Annotated in this window: 14 protein-coding genes; 5 read left to right on the top strand and 9 right to left on the bottom strand. The window is 62.8% G+C overall.

The window, feature by feature from the left end; all coding sequences use genetic code 11:
• Positions 1 to 156: 156 nt before the first annotated feature.
• On the bottom strand, positions 157 to 1,284 hold the full coding sequence (locus G473_RS0117185; protein ID WP_029014128.1) for a hypothetical protein: 1,128 nt from the start codon (positions 1,282 to 1,284) through the stop codon (positions 157 to 159).
• Positions 1,284 to 2,660 carry a lipopolysaccharide biosynthesis protein gene (locus G473_RS27470; RefSeq protein ID WP_051330374.1) on the bottom strand — a complete coding sequence of 459 codons (1,377 nt, stop codon included), beginning with the start codon at positions 2,658 to 2,660 and terminating at the stop codon, positions 1,284 to 1,286. The genes G473_RS0117185 and G473_RS27470 overlap by 1 nt, the downstream gene beginning before the upstream one ends.
• A gap of 247 nt (positions 2,661 to 2,907) precedes the next feature.
• Between G473_RS27470 and G473_RS27465 the strand changes: the two genes are divergently transcribed.
• The gene (locus G473_RS27465) at positions 2,908 to 3,708 is read left to right on the top strand and encodes an MlaA family lipoprotein (RefSeq protein ID WP_084438253.1); all 801 of its coding nucleotides are present in this window, start codon (positions 2,908 to 2,910) and stop codon (positions 3,706 to 3,708) included.
• Positions 3,709 to 3,806: 98 nt separating this feature from the next.
• Here G473_RS27465 and G473_RS0117170 read toward each other — a convergent pair whose 3' ends face one another.
• The 3 genes from G473_RS0117170 to G473_RS0117160 form a co-directional block, all read right to left on the bottom strand.
• Positions 3,807 to 4,565 carry a sulfite exporter TauE/SafE family protein gene (locus tag G473_RS0117170; RefSeq protein WP_029014127.1) on the bottom strand — a complete coding sequence of 253 codons (759 nt, stop codon included), beginning with the start codon at positions 4,563 to 4,565 and terminating at the stop codon, positions 3,807 to 3,809.
• Between the two features lie 110 nt (positions 4,566 to 4,675).
• Entirely contained in the window at positions 4,676 to 6,076 is a 1,401-nt protein-coding gene (locus G473_RS0117165; RefSeq protein WP_029014126.1) for a PleD family two-component system response regulator, read from the bottom strand.
• A 36-nt stretch (positions 6,077 to 6,112) separates the two neighbouring features.
• Positions 6,113 to 6,532, bottom strand: coding sequence for a response regulator (locus G473_RS0117160; protein WP_425411584.1), 420 nt, complete (start codon positions 6,530 to 6,532; stop codon positions 6,113 to 6,115).
• Positions 6,533 to 6,668: 136 nt separating this feature from the next.
• Between G473_RS0117160 and G473_RS27460 the strand changes: the two genes are divergently transcribed.
• Positions 6,669 to 7,979 carry a DNA polymerase IV gene (locus G473_RS27460; protein WP_342665668.1) on the top strand — a complete coding sequence of 437 codons (1,311 nt, stop codon included), beginning with the start codon at positions 6,669 to 6,671 and terminating at the stop codon, positions 7,977 to 7,979.
• A 52-nt stretch (positions 7,980 to 8,031) separates the two neighbouring features.
• Here G473_RS27460 and G473_RS0117150 read toward each other — a convergent pair whose 3' ends face one another.
• The 4 genes from G473_RS0117150 to G473_RS0117135 form a co-directional block, all read right to left on the bottom strand.
• On the bottom strand, positions 8,032 to 8,685 hold the full coding sequence (locus G473_RS0117150) for an outer membrane protein (protein ID WP_029014124.1): 654 nt from the start codon (positions 8,683 to 8,685) through the stop codon (positions 8,032 to 8,034).
• A gap of 174 nt (positions 8,686 to 8,859) precedes the next feature.
• Positions 8,860 to 9,795 (bottom strand): retropepsin-like aspartic protease, encoded by a 936-nt coding sequence (locus G473_RS0117145; protein ID WP_161631002.1) that lies wholly within the window; start codon positions 9,793 to 9,795, stop codon positions 8,860 to 8,862.
• A 215-nt stretch (positions 9,796 to 10,010) separates the two neighbouring features.
• Positions 10,011 to 11,303, bottom strand: coding sequence for a hypothetical protein (locus G473_RS0117140; RefSeq protein WP_029014122.1), 1,293 nt, complete (start codon positions 11,301 to 11,303; stop codon positions 10,011 to 10,013).
• A 113-nt stretch (positions 11,304 to 11,416) separates the two neighbouring features.
• The gene (locus G473_RS0117135; protein WP_035708053.1) at positions 11,417 to 12,565 is read right to left on the bottom strand and encodes a trans-sulfuration enzyme family protein; all 1,149 of its coding nucleotides are present in this window, start codon (positions 12,563 to 12,565) and stop codon (positions 11,417 to 11,419) included.
• A 257-nt stretch (positions 12,566 to 12,822) separates the two neighbouring features.
• Here G473_RS0117135 and G473_RS0117130 point away from each other — a divergent pair, with 257 nt between their 5' ends.
• The 3 genes from G473_RS0117130 (at position 12,823) to G473_RS0117120 (ending at position 15,927) form a co-directional block, all read left to right on the top strand.
• The gene (locus tag G473_RS0117130; protein WP_245580089.1) at positions 12,823 to 13,512 is read left to right on the top strand and encodes a fused DSP-PTPase phosphatase/NAD kinase-like protein; all 690 of its coding nucleotides are present in this window, start codon (positions 12,823 to 12,825) and stop codon (positions 13,510 to 13,512) included.
• Positions 13,513 to 13,636: 124 nt separating this feature from the next.
• Complete coding sequence (locus G473_RS0117125; RefSeq protein ID WP_154667446.1) at positions 13,637 to 15,217, top strand: hypothetical protein; 1,581 nt, start codon at positions 13,637 to 13,639, stop codon at positions 15,215 to 15,217.
• Complete coding sequence (locus G473_RS0117120; protein WP_035707590.1) at positions 15,214 to 15,927, top strand: RluA family pseudouridine synthase; 714 nt, start codon at positions 15,214 to 15,216, stop codon at positions 15,925 to 15,927. The genes G473_RS0117125 and G473_RS0117120 overlap by 4 nt, the downstream gene beginning before the upstream one ends.
• Positions 15,928 to 15,942: the final 15 nt, after the last annotated feature.

Here is a 15,942-nt window from a genome sequence, read left to right as displayed (position 1 = left end):
AGGCGACCCGCCCGCTCTGGTAGAATGAAAGCTGTTCCGAGGCGCGCGCAGGCAGCCGCATCGCGGCTTCAACGCCACAATGATGCGCGCTCATACCAGACGGACAGGTTCGGGGCAATGCGCCAGCGCGTCTAAGCGCCCCGTTAAAGAGCCATGTCACTTACGGGACAGCAGATAATCGGCCAACAAGGCGGCATTGTGGCGGCCCGGATCGGCGATTGAGAGATCGAAATTGGCGGCCAGCGCCTGCCGCTGAATGGGCAGAAAATCGCCATGGCGGGCAAAGGCCTCATCCACCCCTGCCATCAACCCCGCCACTCCATCCAGCACAGGCCCCAATTTCCAGAAGGCATAGCAACTGTCCGGGTGCCAATTCACCCCATGGGCGTTGAGAAACAGGCAAGGGCGCGGCTGCATCAGGAATTCATAGACCTGACTGCTGACATCACCAAGGTAGAGATCGGCGCCCAGCGTGTAGCTCATATCCACGCTCCGCTCGCTCCCCAGATCGATCATCAGGTGCGGCACCTCGGCGAAGGACTGGAAATCCGCCAGCTTGGCCGGCGTGGGAGGATCAAACAGCCGGACATGGGGCGCGAAGACCAGATTATACCGATCCTGCGCCGCAAAGGCCCGCAGCACGTCACATCCCCAGCGGTGCCAGGAGGACAGGCGCTGCAGAAAATGCGGATTGTACAGCACGGTCGGTCGGCCATTGGCGAAAAGCGGCGGCCGCCCCGCATGCATCCGGCGCACAATGTCGAACTTGGCATAGGCGCCGACGGCATACTGGCCCGGCTTCAGATAGCCATCGGCCAGCAGGCGTGCCGCTGTCTTGGGGCTAGGCAACAGGTTGAAATCGAACTGGGCGACGCGGGGGTCGAAGGTCACGTCCCGGTCGCCAGCCCCATGTTCGGTATTGATGAACAGCGGGTGGGTACAGCCCATGCGGCGCAGGATCAGGCTGGTCTTGTCCGGCACCACCAGCGCATCCAACTCATTCAATCGGCGCCGGTTATGGAACAGGGTCACCACCTTGGGCGGGACATTCTGGATGGCGTAACGCTGATAAAGCCGCATTGGCCAGGGCTGGCGCAGAAGGTGATATTCCACCTTGGCGCCCGGATAAAGCGGCACCAGCCGCTGGATGAATTCCAGATGCCCGGCCGTGGCACCCCAGATCTCCACCTTGAAATCGGGCCGCAGGATGGAAAGCTCCAGCGCCGTCGGCAGGCTGTGCAGGATCTGGTGGAACTGGGTGATGTAAAGGAACCCGACCCGCATCAGCCCCCCGTCTTATTATCCATGCGCTGGCGGAACCAGCGCAGCACAGGAACCAGAAAAGCCACCAGTACCAGGAAGGCGGAGAACATGCGCGCCCAGCCCGCCCCGATCAGCCCATATTGGTCGATGCAGAACAGCAGCACCGGCATATAGGCGATGGTGGTCCATATCCGGACCTTCAGCGCCGTATGCGCCTCCCCGCCCGATACCAGCACCGGCTCCAGCGGGAAGGACCAGATGCCCAGCACCGCCGCCGCCACCAGCCACATCATGACCGGGAAAGCATCGACAAATTCCGGCCCGATAATGACCCGCAGGGCGAATTCCCCCAGCACCCAGCAGATGACCAGCGCCAGCATGGCACCGGCGCCTGCCAGGGTGGCGGACCGCATCACCAGCGCATGCATGGCCTTATGCTCCCCCGCCGCCGTCATGCGCGCCAGTTCCGGATATATCGCCGGGATCAGCAGCTTGGCCGGCTTGGCCAGCGCTTCGCCCAACTGGCGGGCGATGCGGAACAGGGCCGCATCCTTCGGCCCCAGCATCCAGCCCACGGCCAGCGTGCCAACATGGGTATAGGCCAGTTCCAGGGTGGAAGAGAGGTTGGTAGACCAGACGAATCGCCAGATATCATCGAAGCCCCGCGTCAGGGAGCCGCCATCGCCACGCCAGGTAAACCCGTCCAGCAGGCCGCGCTTGCCCAGTTCCCGCCAGCCAGCCCAGACCAGATAGATGCCGGCTACGGCCGTGGCGACATACCAGGCGATCAGGAAACCGACCATCCCGCCACCCACGGCCCAGACAATGCCACCGCCCACCATCCGGATGATGGCGCCCAGCGTGCTTTGTATGGATTGGATGTCGAATCGGTCGATCAGGCGCAGCACGCCGGTGGGCGTCGCCTGCACCATGAACAGGACAGAGGTGACATAGATCAGCGCCGCGGGCATCTGGTCCGCTGGCCAGTCGAAATGCGGGCCGGCCACCCAGGCCACCAGCACCGACAGGAACATGCCGACCACGGCACTGCCGCCATCCAGAAAGATGGTGAAGCGCAGCAGACGCTGAAAATCACCCTTGCGTCCCTCGGCCAGGGCCGGCGTGCCATAGCGCAGCACCGCCTGCCAGGACTGGAACTTGGCGATCTCACCAATGGCCTGGGTGAATGTGTGGATCAATACCAGCACGCCAAACTGTTCAACACCCAGCGCGCGGGCAGCAATCGCCAGCCCAGCCAGACCGGCAATGGCATTCACCGTCTTGCCGCCCAGCAGAATGCCGGCATTGCCGAACAGGCGGCGCATCTTGTCGTCGGCAAACCAGCCGAATCGATTTGCCGGCTTCGTCACACCGGCCTCGGGGTCAGGGGCGGTCATTCCGCATGCAGTTCAAAAAAGGGACCGCCGGGCATAAGCGGCGAACAATAGCGCCCCATGTAGCAGCCGACGCGGCCAAGGGCTAGGCCATCCTTGGGGACATGGAACGTTTGCAACCATCGCACTGGCATTACCGACTGTGACTACTATCACTTTGCGGCGCCCGTACCTGACCTAATTGTTGGTTTAACCGTCGCATCACGCATGGTTAAACTCCCCTGACACGTCCTATTGCTGAAGGCACCCCATGGCCCGCCCCTTGACAGACACCGCGCTGCGCCGCAGCGGCCTTGCCGCATTGCTGGCGGCTGTGCTGGCAACGTCTGCGCCGGTCGTATCGCACGCCCAAAGCACAGACAACCAGATAGCCCAGGCTCAACGCCAGGCCGATTCCGCCAATGACCCGCTGGAGCCGTTCAATCGCGGCATCTTCTGGTTCAATGAAGGGGTCGATTATATTCTGCTGCGCCCGGCGGCAGAGGTTTACCGCGCTGTCCTGCCCGATCCGGCCCAGACCGGTATCCGCAATGTGCTGCGCAATCTCCGCTCGCCGCTGGACTTCACCAACCAGCTTCTGCAGGGGGATACCAAGGGCGCTGGGGATGTGATCAAGCGCTTCGTCATCAACAGCACGGTTGGTATCGTCGGGCTGGTGGATGTCGCGGCGGAAAACGGCATTCCGTACGAATATGAGAGCCTGGACCAGACGCTGGCCGTCTGGGGCCTGCCGGAAGGGCCTTATCTGGTGTTGCCGGTTCTTGGCTCCTCCTCCGTGCGCGATGCCTTCGGTACGGCGGGTGAGTTCTTTGCCGATCCAGTATCGAACTATGCCAGCAATACCGACCGTGACTGGATCAGCTATACCCGCGCCGGCCTTTATGCGGTGGATACACGCGCCAGCTACATCGATGCGCTGGACGATATCAAGCGCAACAGCTTCGACTATTACGCCTCCATGCGCTCCCTCTACCGCCAGCGCCGTGATGGCTGGATCCGGGATGGGGCGCCCGATGTCAGCCAGATGCCGGACATTCCGGATTACGACTGACCTTGCCGGCACGCCCCATAAAAACCCCGCCAGCACCGCCGGCGGGGTTTTTTATGGGTGGCTTGAACCCCACGCAGCCAATGTTCGCGGACGTGCCCTCACCCCATCATCTTGTCCAGCGCCTCTACCAGATTGCGCAGGCTGAGCAACATGATGATGACGGCCACCAGGATCATCATCGGCTTGTCCGGCAGGCGCTGTGTCACCATGGCAGCAAAAGGCGCGGCGATCACTCCACCCAGCACAAGGCCTAAGATCGCCGGCCAGAGATGAAGGCCGATGGTCGCCACGAAGGTGGCGGAGATGGTGAGGGTGACGAAAAATTCCGCCAGATTGGTGGAGCCGATGGCATAGCGGGGGGTGGTACCGGCACCAATCAGGGTGCTGGCCACCATGGGCCCCCAGCCGCCGCCGCCAATCGCATCCAGAAAGCCGCCAGTCACGCCCAGCGCCCGCACCCGGTTGGGGGCCATATCCGGACGCGGCAGGCGCGGATGCAGCGCCTTCCAGAGAATCAGGCCACCAATCGCCAACAGATAAATCGAAATGAAAGGCTGGATGATGTGGCCGTCGATCTCGGTCAGCAGATAGGCGCCCAACGCGCCCCCCAGCATACCGGGCAGGGCCAGCCGCCACACCAGTTCCGGCCGGATATTACGGGCACGCCAATGGGCGAATCCGGACGCACCGGTAGTGAACATCTCCGCCACATGGACCGATGCGCTGGCGGTTGATGGCGGTACCCCCATGGACATCATAACACTGCTGGCAGTGACCCCATAGGCCATGCCGATTGCGCCATCCACCATCTGGGCGGCGAAACCGATGGCCATGAACAGCAGGATTTCTTCAAGCATTACGCCCCGTGATTTTTGTGGACCCGTCACCACCCGGGCAGGTGGTCACCAACAAACAGCGCGACCGGCCCATGATTGCCGGTCACCGACAAAAGACCGGTCAGCAGAACTCACGGTTCCTCGCCATCCGCCACCACACGGTTGCGGCCGGCCCGTTTGGCCTTGTAAAGCGCGGTATCGGCGCGGCGCAGCAACTGCTCCCCGCTTTCTGGCTTGCCATCATCGGTGGGGCTGCCATCGGCCACCGCCACACCGATGGAGATGGTAACACTGATATTACCGACCGGGGCGTTGACGGTGAAGGGCTCGTTCCCGATCCGGCGGCGCAACCGTTCCGCCACCATCATGGCCTGGGCCAGATCGGTATCCGGCATGATCACAACAAATTCCTCGCCCCCCAGCCGGGCGACAAGGTCGAAATTGCGCAGATTGCGGCTGGCGCGGGTGGCGACTTCCTTCAACACCTCGTCACCGACACCATGGCCCCAACTGTCATTGACCACTTTGAAATGGTCGATATCGAACAGCAAGGTCGCCACGGGCTTGGCGTTGCCGCCGCTGCGATCCAGCAGGCGCGGCAGATGGGCGGAAAGATAGCGGCGGTTGAACAGCCCGGTCAGGCTGTCCGTCAGCGCCATGGACAGGCTCTGCTCATAATTGGCGCGCAGCCGGTCCTGATAGCGCTTGCGGCGGACCTGGGTGCGGGCACGGGCCAGCAGCTCATTACGGTCGATGGGCTTGATCAGATAATCATTGGCGCCCAGTTCCAGCCCCTTGGCGACACGGTCCATGTCCGTTTCATCCGCCAGCAGCAGGATGGGGATCTGGCGCGTCTGCTCATGGCTGCGCAACTGGGAGCAGAGGCGCAACCCATCCTCGCGCATCAGGGTAAGACTGACGATGATCAGCTCAAATTCCTGCCCCAGCGCCAGTTCCAGCCCGGCGGCACAATTATCGGCAGCGACGACATGGTCGCGGTCCCGCGACAAGGTCTCCCCGATCTTGTCGAGATCGATGCTGCTATCCTCCACCACCAGAACGCGGGCCCCTTCAGAGGTCTGCGTCTGGACCGAGTCGGTGGATACCAGCATGCCAAGCTGACCGGATGTGCTTTCGCGCAGCCGCCACTCATCCATCATCATCTTCAGTCGGACCAGCGACCGGACACGGGCGAACAGAGCCACGTCATTGACCGGCTTGGTCAGGAAATCGTCGGCCCCCGCCTCCAGCCCGCGGACACGATCACTGACATCGGAAAGCGCGGTCACCATGACGACAGGGATATGCATGGTTGCGGGATCGGAGCGAATCCGCTCACACACCTCAAAACCATCCATGCCGGGCATCATCACATCCAGCAGGATGATATCGGGTTGTTGCGCTTTGACGCGCTCCAGCGCCTCTGGGCCGCTATTGGCCGTCACCACGTCGAAATATTCCCGCGTCAGCTTGGCCGCGAGGAGTTTCACGTTGGGCAGCACGTCATCGACAACAAGAACCCGAGCCGACATGGTTTCCTATTTCTGGCAGCCCGTCATACGGGCCTGTCAAATGAACCGTTGTACCGTTTGCAGGAATTTTGCCACCGAAATCGGCTTGGCAATATAATCTTCGCACCCGCCCTCACGAATTTTTTCCTCATCACCCTTCATGGCGAAAGCCGTGACAGCGACAACGGGGATCGCCCGCAATTCGTCATCTTCCTTCAACCACTTGGTAACCTCAAGGCCTGATACCTCTGGAAGCTGTATATCCATGAGAATCAGATCTGGCCGGTGCTTGCGCGCCAACCGCAGCGCATCCATGCCGTCGCGGGTCTGGATCGTATCATAGCCATGGGCTTCCAGCAGATCATGGAAGAGCTTCATGTTAAGCTCGTTATCCTCCACGATCAGCACGCAAGGCGCGCGCGGCGCGCCCTCAATTGCGGTCAGGGGGCCACCTTCTATGCCGTCGGCCATGTCCATATCCATCAGAACCGCTCCAATTCCCGGCATTCGACGATGGTTTTTCTACCGGCAGGCCAGGGGGAAAGGGTAGGGAAAGTTATCTTTACGAAAAAGGATTATCCCGGCCCAACCGTTAACCATCCGTTACCATACCGTGCCCATAGCCCCTTCTCCTGATCCTTTCGATGCTGAAAACACCGCTTTGTGCCGCGATTGCGGCACGATGCAGGTGCCGGCACGCCGCTGCCGTGCCTGTCGGTCGGTGCGCATGATCGCGCATGCCGAGTTGCACCGGCTCAGCGTCGCCCATATCGACTGCGATGCCTTTTATGCCAGCGTGGAGAAATGCGACCGGCCGGAACTGGCGGACCAGCCGGTCATTGTGGGCGGCGGCAAACGCGGCGTGGTATCGGCCTGCTGTTATGTCGCGCGGCTTTATGGCGTGCGTTCCGCCATGCCGATGTTCAAGGCTTTGAAGCTCTGCCCCCAGGCTGTGGTGATCAAGCCCGACATGCGCCGCTATGCCGAGGTGGGACATCGCGTAAGGCGGATGATGGAGGAGACCACGCCCCTGGTGGAGCCGCTTTCCATCGACGAGGCGTTTCTGGACCTGTCCGGCACTGCCCTTCTGCATGGCGGCAGTCCGGCGCGCACATTGGCCCTGCTGGTACGCCGGATTGAGCAGGAGGTGGGGATCACGGCCTCCATCGGGCTGAGCTACAATAAATTTCTCGCCAAGGTGGCCAGCGATCTGGACAAGCCGCGCGGGTTTGCCGTCATCGGCCAGGCAGAGGCCCTGTCCTTCCTGGGGCCCCGCCCGGTTGGCATGATCTGGGGCGTAGGGCGGGCCTTGCAGCAAAAGCTGGAGGCTGACGGCATCCGCACCATTGGCCAGTTGCGGGAGATGGAGGTGAAGCAACTGGTCGCCCGCTATGGCAGTATCGGGCTGCGGCTGGCCAAATTCTCCCGCGGGGAGGATGATCGCATCGTCACGCCGAACAGCCCGACCAAAAGCATCTCGGCGGAAACCACCTTTAACGAGGATATCGCCGCGCGCGATGCCTTGGAAAAGGCGCTGTGGCCCCTGGCGGAAACCGTCTCCCGGCGGTTGAAGGAAGCCGATCTGGCGGGCCATACCGTGGTCCTGAAACTGAAGACGGCGGATTTCAAACTGATCAGCCGGTCACAACGTTTATCCACCCCCACGGTCCTGGCCGACCGCATCTTCCGCCATGGGCGCGACCTGCTGGCGCGGGAGGCCGATGGCAGACCTTTCCGCCTGCTGGGGATCGGCTGCGATAATCTTGTGGATGCGCGCGACGCCGATCCGCCGGACCTGGCCGACCCAGACCAGGAACGTCGCGCAAAGGTGGAGCGCGCTATTGATACGGTGCGCGCCAAACTAGGCAGCGCCGCTATCCTGAAGGGCCGCGGCCTTGGCGGCCGACCGAAAAAGGAAGAGTGAATTTCTGCGCGTCCAGGCCGCCGACCAGCAGAAGCCACTCGAGAACGCCTGCTTATTTGCCGAACGTGAACCTGATACCGGCCAAAGCGCTCCAGGTCTGAACATTGCTATGGGCGGCAAATTCATCCGCCGCGGCGGCGGCGAAATCACCCGTCCGCAGATAGCGGCCATCAGCAAAGAAGGAAAGCCGGCTGGTGAAAGGCACGCTCAGCCCGATGATCCCCTGATAGGCAAAGACCTCTCCCCGGACATCGCTGGAGAAAGTGGCATTGACACGGTCCGCCTCCTGTCGGGTCCAGCCAACGCCGAAACCGACATAGGGTGTCAGCCAATCCGTCACCTTCACATCGAACAGGGCGTTGGCCATCAGGCTGACGGAACCGGTGCCGGCCACATCGACCGATGGCGGCAACATGGCCCGGTCCTTTCCACGCGAGGCATATTCCAGTTCCAGGCGCAGGCTTTCCATCGGTTGCCAGCCGACCGCCGCCCCCATGGAGGGGCTGCCCAATGTCGAAAGGCCCGTCAGGGCCGAATCGCCGCCAGTGCTGAAATTGTCCAGGGCAGTGCCGCCGATGGCCCGGCCTGAAAGGCTCTGCATATAGACATCGCCAGTCGCCGGGGCCGAATCGCTACTTGTTTCCGCCGCGCGGCCGGCGGAGGCAAGGCAGGTCAGGCACAGAAGGGCGGCGACGATTCTACGCACGGGTCCACACCATGAGCAATGTGACCAGCTTAAACGACCGGGGTTAGGGAGTCATGTCGCCATGCAACAATCTTCATGCTCCACAGTCGATCAGGGAAAACTGTGACTGTGGAAACACGGAAAATCCTGCCGGGTTGCACGGCAAAATCCGAGGCAGGACAATAAATTGTCACGTCAGTGCTGTCGTAGCCGTAAATGTAATTCGGCTTGCCCGAAATCAACCGCGAAAGCCTCTGTCAGGCCCAATATGTCCATGCCCAGCACCATGGCGGGTTCCTCAGACAGGCCCAGCGTGTTGAAGGCATAGGCATCAACAAGGATTGCATCGAGTCCGCGGATGGTGATCGGACCGACACGCAGGCGCGGCAGGGTGAAAACCGGACCGCGCGCAGACAGGCCAGCCAGGTTCAACAGTTCCACCTCCCCCAGCGCTTTGGTGTTTTCATTGGTCCGCAACTGCTGCCAGAGCGCCTGATTGAAAAAGGAGCGCTCAGCCCCCGTATCCACCAGCCCTGGCACGGTGACGCCGCCAACCCGTACCGGCACGATCAACAGGCCCCCTTCATGCAGCCGGCCCCGCACCGTATCGTAACCGGACGGGGCTGACCGTTTCGACCGTTCGATCCGGATTTGATCGCGGCGGAAATCAACCCACAACCGGCGCCCCAGCAAACTGTTGGTTCCCAGCACCCCATCTGCGCCCGATGCATCGCCGATGGTCAGGATCGGTGCGGTGATGTCACTGGCGGTGAACAGACCGATATCCAGTTGCGCCAGCCTGGCGGCCGGCAAGTCCACCGGCCCCAGCACATCATGGACCCGGACGAAGGGGGCCAGCGGCCGGTCGCGCCCCTGGCCCAGCCGCTCGGCCAAATGATGACCGACCATGGTGCCGCTGCAGCCGGTATCGACCAGGAAACGATACGGCCCCAGCCCATCCACCATCACCGGGGTCAGCAAACGGCCTGCCCGATCTGGCCGGGTGGGAATGGCATAGACAGGGTCTGCGGTGACGGTAATGGCAGCCACAGGTTCCACACCCGGCAGGGCCATCGATGGCGGGGGCACAAGAAGGAAAATCAGAAGCAGCGATAGGAACGGTTTGGTCATGGGGGCACCCTCCCGCCCCGGCATCTTGGGCGTGCCGGCGGCCACAAGGCCCATCATACCCCGTTGTTACCCGGATGAACCGGCTGTTCGCGTATGGCAAGCGGCCCCAGCCCCGCCCCCAGGACAGGAGAGGCAAAGAAAAAGGGGTGTCGGACACTATCCGCACCCCTTCCCCTTTCCGTCCATCGCGTCCCAGACAGGACGACCGGCTGGCCTTACTGTGCCTTGGGTGCTGCCGCACCGGGCGTCGGCAACGGCTCCTTGCCCTTTTCACGCAGGGCCTTGGCCAGACCCTGGGTAGCGCCGTCTGCCTGCGCCTTCTCCGCGTCCGTCGCTTCATGCGAATAGACGTTCAGGACACGCACGGCCTGTTCCTGTCCCTGCTGCTTCGGCAGTTCGATGAACTGCATCAGCAACGAGACATGGATCTTCTGCCCCTCAGCGTCGCACGCGACGCTGCCCGTGCGCAGCTTATAGGCCGGCAGGTTTTCCACCGCCGCCATATTGGGCGTGTAGGTGCCGGTGCAGCTCTTCTTCAACTGCTCGACATAGGTGTCGGTCACCTTGCTGAAATCACCGGCGGCTTCCCCGATGGGGAAGGAGCGGACGGCACCCAGCACCTTGTCGCCGATCTGCCAGGCATAATCACCCGGACGCTGCTGCGGCGGGATCTTATCCACCGGGATGGCGCGGGCATTCTGCAGACCGGCATCAACCAGCAGCTTGGCCAGCGGCGGGGCGATGACCGGTTCCCGCGGGGCCGGCAGCTTCAGCGTGCCGGCAACGCCCTGATCCACACAAGTGGTCAGATCGGACAAGGCCTTGGTGGTGCCCTTGAGCTGGAAGGACGCCGTATCGCCCGGCACATCGATCTTCAGCACACTGCCGCTGCCAATGGCCTTCAGCAGTTCAGCATCATCACCCAGGCCGATAGCCAAGGCGTTGGGCTGGCTGACGACGGCGCCAAGGGTCCGCTTGACCTTATCATCAACGGAAACGTTGATTTCAGCCCGCTGGCCCGGCGGCATCTGCGCGCCGGGAATGCCCAGCACCATCTGCGTCCGCTTGGCAGGATTGCGCAGGAACAGCAGGTGCAGGCGGTTATCGAATTCAGCCCCGGCGGAACACATCTTGAATGTGCCGTCAGTAAAGACTTCCGGCTCCACCTGCCACTGGCCCTTCAGGACACCGGGCTTGGACGGTGCGGACGGCTGCGCAGCCGCCGAAGGCGCCGCAGCGCTCGGTGCGGCGGCCGGCGCTTGCTGGGGCCGTGCAGCGGCCGGAGCCTGCTGCTGTTGCGGCCTCGGCGCGGCTTGCGGCTGCTGCCCGATGGTACCCGCAGCGGGGCTTGGCCCCTGCTGTGGTGATTGCACGGTGCCCGGCAGGATCAGCCCGCCGGCAGCCGGCTGTTGCTGTTGCGCCGGAGCGCTGTTGGATTGCGCGACAGCAGTGCCGGCAATCGAGAATGCAGCACCTGCCAGCAGCAGGCGCGCAACGGCGGACGACACGGAACGAACCACGGTTGAAAAGACCCCTCTCCACAATGGGCGAGCGGACCCTAGGCCACTGCCGGACACAAGGCAAGGGGCCTTGATGCAACCGCCCGGCATCATCGTCAGTGTCACAGCCCTGCCAGCGCCTGTTCCAGATCGGCAATCAGGTCGGCGGCGGCTTCGATACCGCAGGACAGGCGCAGCAGATCGGTCGGACACGGGCTGTCCTTTCCTTCCACCGACGCCCGGTGTTCCACCAAGCTCTCCACCCCGCCCAGTGACGTGGCGCGAGTCCACAGCCGCAATCCCGCCGCCGCGCGGATGGAAGCCGCCTCCCCACCCTGGACCCGGATCGAGAGCATGCCGCCAAAGCCGCCCAGCATCTGCCGGGCCGCCAGCGCGTGCTGGGGATGGCTTTCCAGGCCCGGATAAAGCACCTGGGCAATACGGGCATGCCCCTCGAAATGCCGCGCGACCGCCATCGCGTTGGCACAGGACCGCTCCACCCGCACCGCCAGGGTCCGCATGCCGCGCAACAGCAGCCATGCCTCGAACGGACCAGGGATACCCCCCAGATCGCCCCGCACTCCCTTGATCCTGGCCCAGAAATCATCGGCCCGCGCGCAGGACAGGGTGCCGCACAGCACATCTGAATGGCCATTCAGATATTTGGTCGCCGAATGCATGACGATATCCGCGCCCAGCGCGATCGGCCGGGTCAGCAGCGGCGTGGCGGCCGTGCTGTCAACGGCCAGGATGGCGCCGGCCTTGTGTGCAATATCGGCCATCGCGGCGATATCGGTAATCTCCCAGGTGGGATTGCAGGGCGTCTCAATCCAGACGATACGGGTGCGGCCTGGCCGCATGACTGCCGCTATGGCATCGGGATCGGTCATGTCGACCAGATCCAGGTCGATCTTCCATTGCGCGGTGAACTGGCGGAGCCAGCGGCGCAGGGCCCAGTACATCACCTTCGGCGCCACCACATGGTCGCCGGGCGACAGGGTTTGGAACAAGGCAGTCGCCGCCGCCATGCCGGACCCGAACAAAAGGCTTTCCGCCGCCCCTTCCAGGTGCGACAGCAGCGCCTCCGCCCCATCAAAGGTGGGATTGCTCGGCCGGGCATAAATCATGCCGGTGGGGTAGGAGAGATCACCAGCCCGCAGGAACGTTGTTGCCGTATGGATCGCCGGCACCACGCCGCCGGTCATCCCGTCATGACGCCCCAGCGCATTGGCGAGAATCGTATCGGGACGGCAAGAAGTATCCTGGGTCATGGGCATTCCCTGGTCTCAAGGGCTGATATTGGCGGCATCAACGGATAAGCGGCCTGATTGATGCCCGGTGTCCAAGCCCCTCTTGAGCAAAGCGTCAATCATTTGTCAAAATAACATAACCAAAAGTGAGCCGATTTTACCCTCCCGTCGCCTAGACCTATATCGTATGAATAGTCCGTTGGGTGGGGGCCGGGGGCGGCTCCGCCAAATCCCCAACAGGTGCGATGGGGCCTTATATGCAGTACGAAGAGCCACGCATGGCCTCCCCTGCCCGGCTGCTGCCCGCATGGGCCAGCATCTCCTGTCCGTGGGCTATTTCCAGCCGTTATGCCAATATGCTTTTCAAGGACCATGCCTTCATCCGCATGGCTTATCGCAACATGCATCCGCTGGATGACAGAATGTGGCGCGCCGCCCAGCCCACGCCGGGCCAGGTGGAAGACATGGCGAAAGCCGGTATCCGGACGATCATCAATCTGCGCGGCCGCCGGGAAAGCTGTGGTTCCTATTTTTTTGAGGTCCGGAATTGCGCGCGATTGGGGATTGAACTGATTGATTTCCCCGTCCGGTCCCGCGATGCCCCGCGGAAGGACGATATTTTCGCGGCGGTGGAGATGTGGCGCCGCATCCGCTATCCCGCCGTCATGCACTGCAAGGCCGGGGCCGACCGTGTGGGACTGATGAGTGCGCTTTACGTCCTGCTGGTCAAACGGGAACCGCTTGAAACGGCCCAACAGCAGTTAAGCTGGCGCTACGGCCATCTGCGGGAGGCCAAAACAGGCATCCTGGATTATTTCCTGGAAACCTTCGCCGCCAGCGGCGGGCGCACGGCGGAAGATTTCCTGACCTGGGTCGAAAAAGATTATGACCCGGTGCGCTTCAAAGCCACCTTCCGGTCCAAACGGTGGGCCAATCTGATGATGGATCAGCTTCTGCTGCGCGAATAATCGGGCCCGGCCAGGGCCGGCACTGAATACTATGCCAATAAACAAGTGAGCTATCGGACCAAACAGGTTACAGATCGCCTATCCGCCCCTTCCAATGGACGGGACTAAGTCTACGGCGATGCCGATGAAAGCTGCTGAGAATAAAATCAACGATCTGGTTGCCCGCCTGCCGGCGGCGGAAGCAGACAAGCTTTATGACGAACTGGACGCCCTGGCGGAGGATACGCCAGACCGTCGTGCCGTTCGGCGTGCTCTGGCGGACAAGCTGAACGCCCAGCGCCGGCAGCATACACGCCGCCTGTTCACCGAGCTGTTCCAGCCCTTTCTGACGCATGACACCAACCTGCTCCGGGCGGAATTTGGTGCAACCGGTGTCTTGCATCCGATGGATGTCGGCGCCCTATGGGTAAGGCTGGCCCAGGGCGGGCTGCAATCCCTGGCGAGAAAAGCCGATACTGACTTGGGCGATCTTGCCAGCAATCGGCCCTTGCGCAGTGTCTTCCGCCAGCCTGCCGTGCAGGCCCTGCGCACGGAGATGATGGGCGCAGCGATCAAGACGCTGCCCGCCCTGCTGTCCGCACAGGCACCCCTGCGCACCCTGCTGGAGGAAATGAACCGCTGGCGTCACGGTGAAGCCAAGCGGATGCGGCTGGGTTTTGAGCCGCGGGCCTTACAGGCGGATGATCTGCGCCTGATGCTGGGCATCCTGCAGCAACAGGCCGCTTTGATCCCCTTGATGGAGCAGATGCGGCGCGCCGCGCGCGATGCGCACAGCCTGTCCAGCCTGCTGGCGGATATGGAAACGGGGGTGTTGGCCAAGGCCGGGTTGCCGGCAACCGGCGCCGCGCTGATCCTGCCCCTCGTGCTGGTGCATGAGGATATGGATTATGATGCTGGCCAGCTGACATTGACCTATGGCCCGCTGGCTTGGCAGGAACCGACCCTGATTGCCCTGGTCCGCCATCTGGGCCGCGCCTGCTTTGTGCTGACGGAAGAAATCGGTCTGGTGCTGGGCACTGGTCAGGTGGTCCGCGCCGGCCTGTCCCTTCCCCCTCCCCGCCAGGATAATCTGAACCGGGAATTGGGTCGGCTGGACAAGCTTCTGGGCCTGTTCGACGATCTGGATGTGATCAGCCATCCGCGTTATGGCGGACAGGTGCGGGATTTCCTGGACCGCATGGTGCGACGGATCGAGTCGGAGCTCTATCCCGTCCTGGTCGAGCGATGCACTGCCGAAGGACGGGCCATCAACAGGCCGATCGCCGATTTCGAGGCGCTGGACTGGCTGCTGGATTTCTGCACCCGCTGGCGCAATGTGCTGAAGCGCAGCCTGTTCTGGGGGACCGGTTTCACTGAATTCTATGATCATGTGATGGAAGTGCTGCGCGATGCCCATCATGGTTGCTTCGTGCGGGCGGGATATAGCGACGCCGCCCACCGGCTGGACCACGCCATCCGGCTGGCACAACTGGGCGCAAGGTTGGGGGCGGATACTTCCACATGGGCGGGCCTGATGGATCAGGGTCTGGTGCGTACCGTGACCGAGAGGCTGGCCGCCAAAGAACCGCTGACTGAGGGCGAGACCGCTTTCATCACCGCCGTGCTGGATATGGCGCAGAAGGAGTTGCGCCGCACCCGCCATTGGAAGGATGCCACCCTTCAGGCCTTTGCCGAATTGGCGGAAAGCCGGCTGCGCCCGGCATGAACCTTCTCAATCCACCGGCCTATTCCGCGGCCGAGATCCAGGCGCGGGTGCTGTACCAGGATTCGCGTGTGGTGATTATGAACAAGCCTTATGGGCTGCAGGTCCATTACGGCACCAAAGCCACCGATCATCTGGAACGCTACCTGCACCATCTGACCGAGGATTGTGCGGAACCACCGCGGCTGGCCCACCGGCTGGACAAGGATACCGCCGGTTGTCTGGTGCTGGCCCGCGACGGGGATGCCGCCGCGCGGCTGGGCGCCTATTTCCTGTCAGGCCGGATCGCCAAAACCTATTGGGCGGTTGTGCAAGGCCGCCCGCGTCAGGAAACCGGTACCATCGACATGCCTTTGCTGAAGGTACGCATCCCCGGCGGATCGAAAGTCGTGGTCCATCTGGATGGCAAGCCGGCCTTGACCGATTGGCGCCTGCTGGCCAGCGACGGGAACCTTTCCTGGCTGGAACTGCATCCGCGCACTGGCCGCATGCACCAGATCCGCGCCCATTGTGCCTATTATGGCCTGCCCCTGCTGGGCGACCCGATTTATGGCGCGGAACAGCCGGCGCGGCTGCCGCTGCACCTGCTGGCCCGCCATATCGCCTTTCCGGACCTGGATGGTGGCGGCACCATCGCCGCCACCGCTCCACCCCCGCCGCATATGGCTGCCACCTTCGGGCACCGGGGATGGGCGGTCCCGCCCCTCCCCTGACCCACGCCTGACCGG

The organism is Niveispirillum irakense DSM 11586 (assembly GCF_000429645.1).
Classification (GTDB): Bacteria; Pseudomonadota; Alphaproteobacteria; order Azospirillales; family Azospirillaceae; genus Niveispirillum; species Niveispirillum irakense.
The sequence above is the reverse complement of the archived record's forward strand: the minus strand, read 5'-3'. Positions and strand labels throughout refer to the sequence as shown.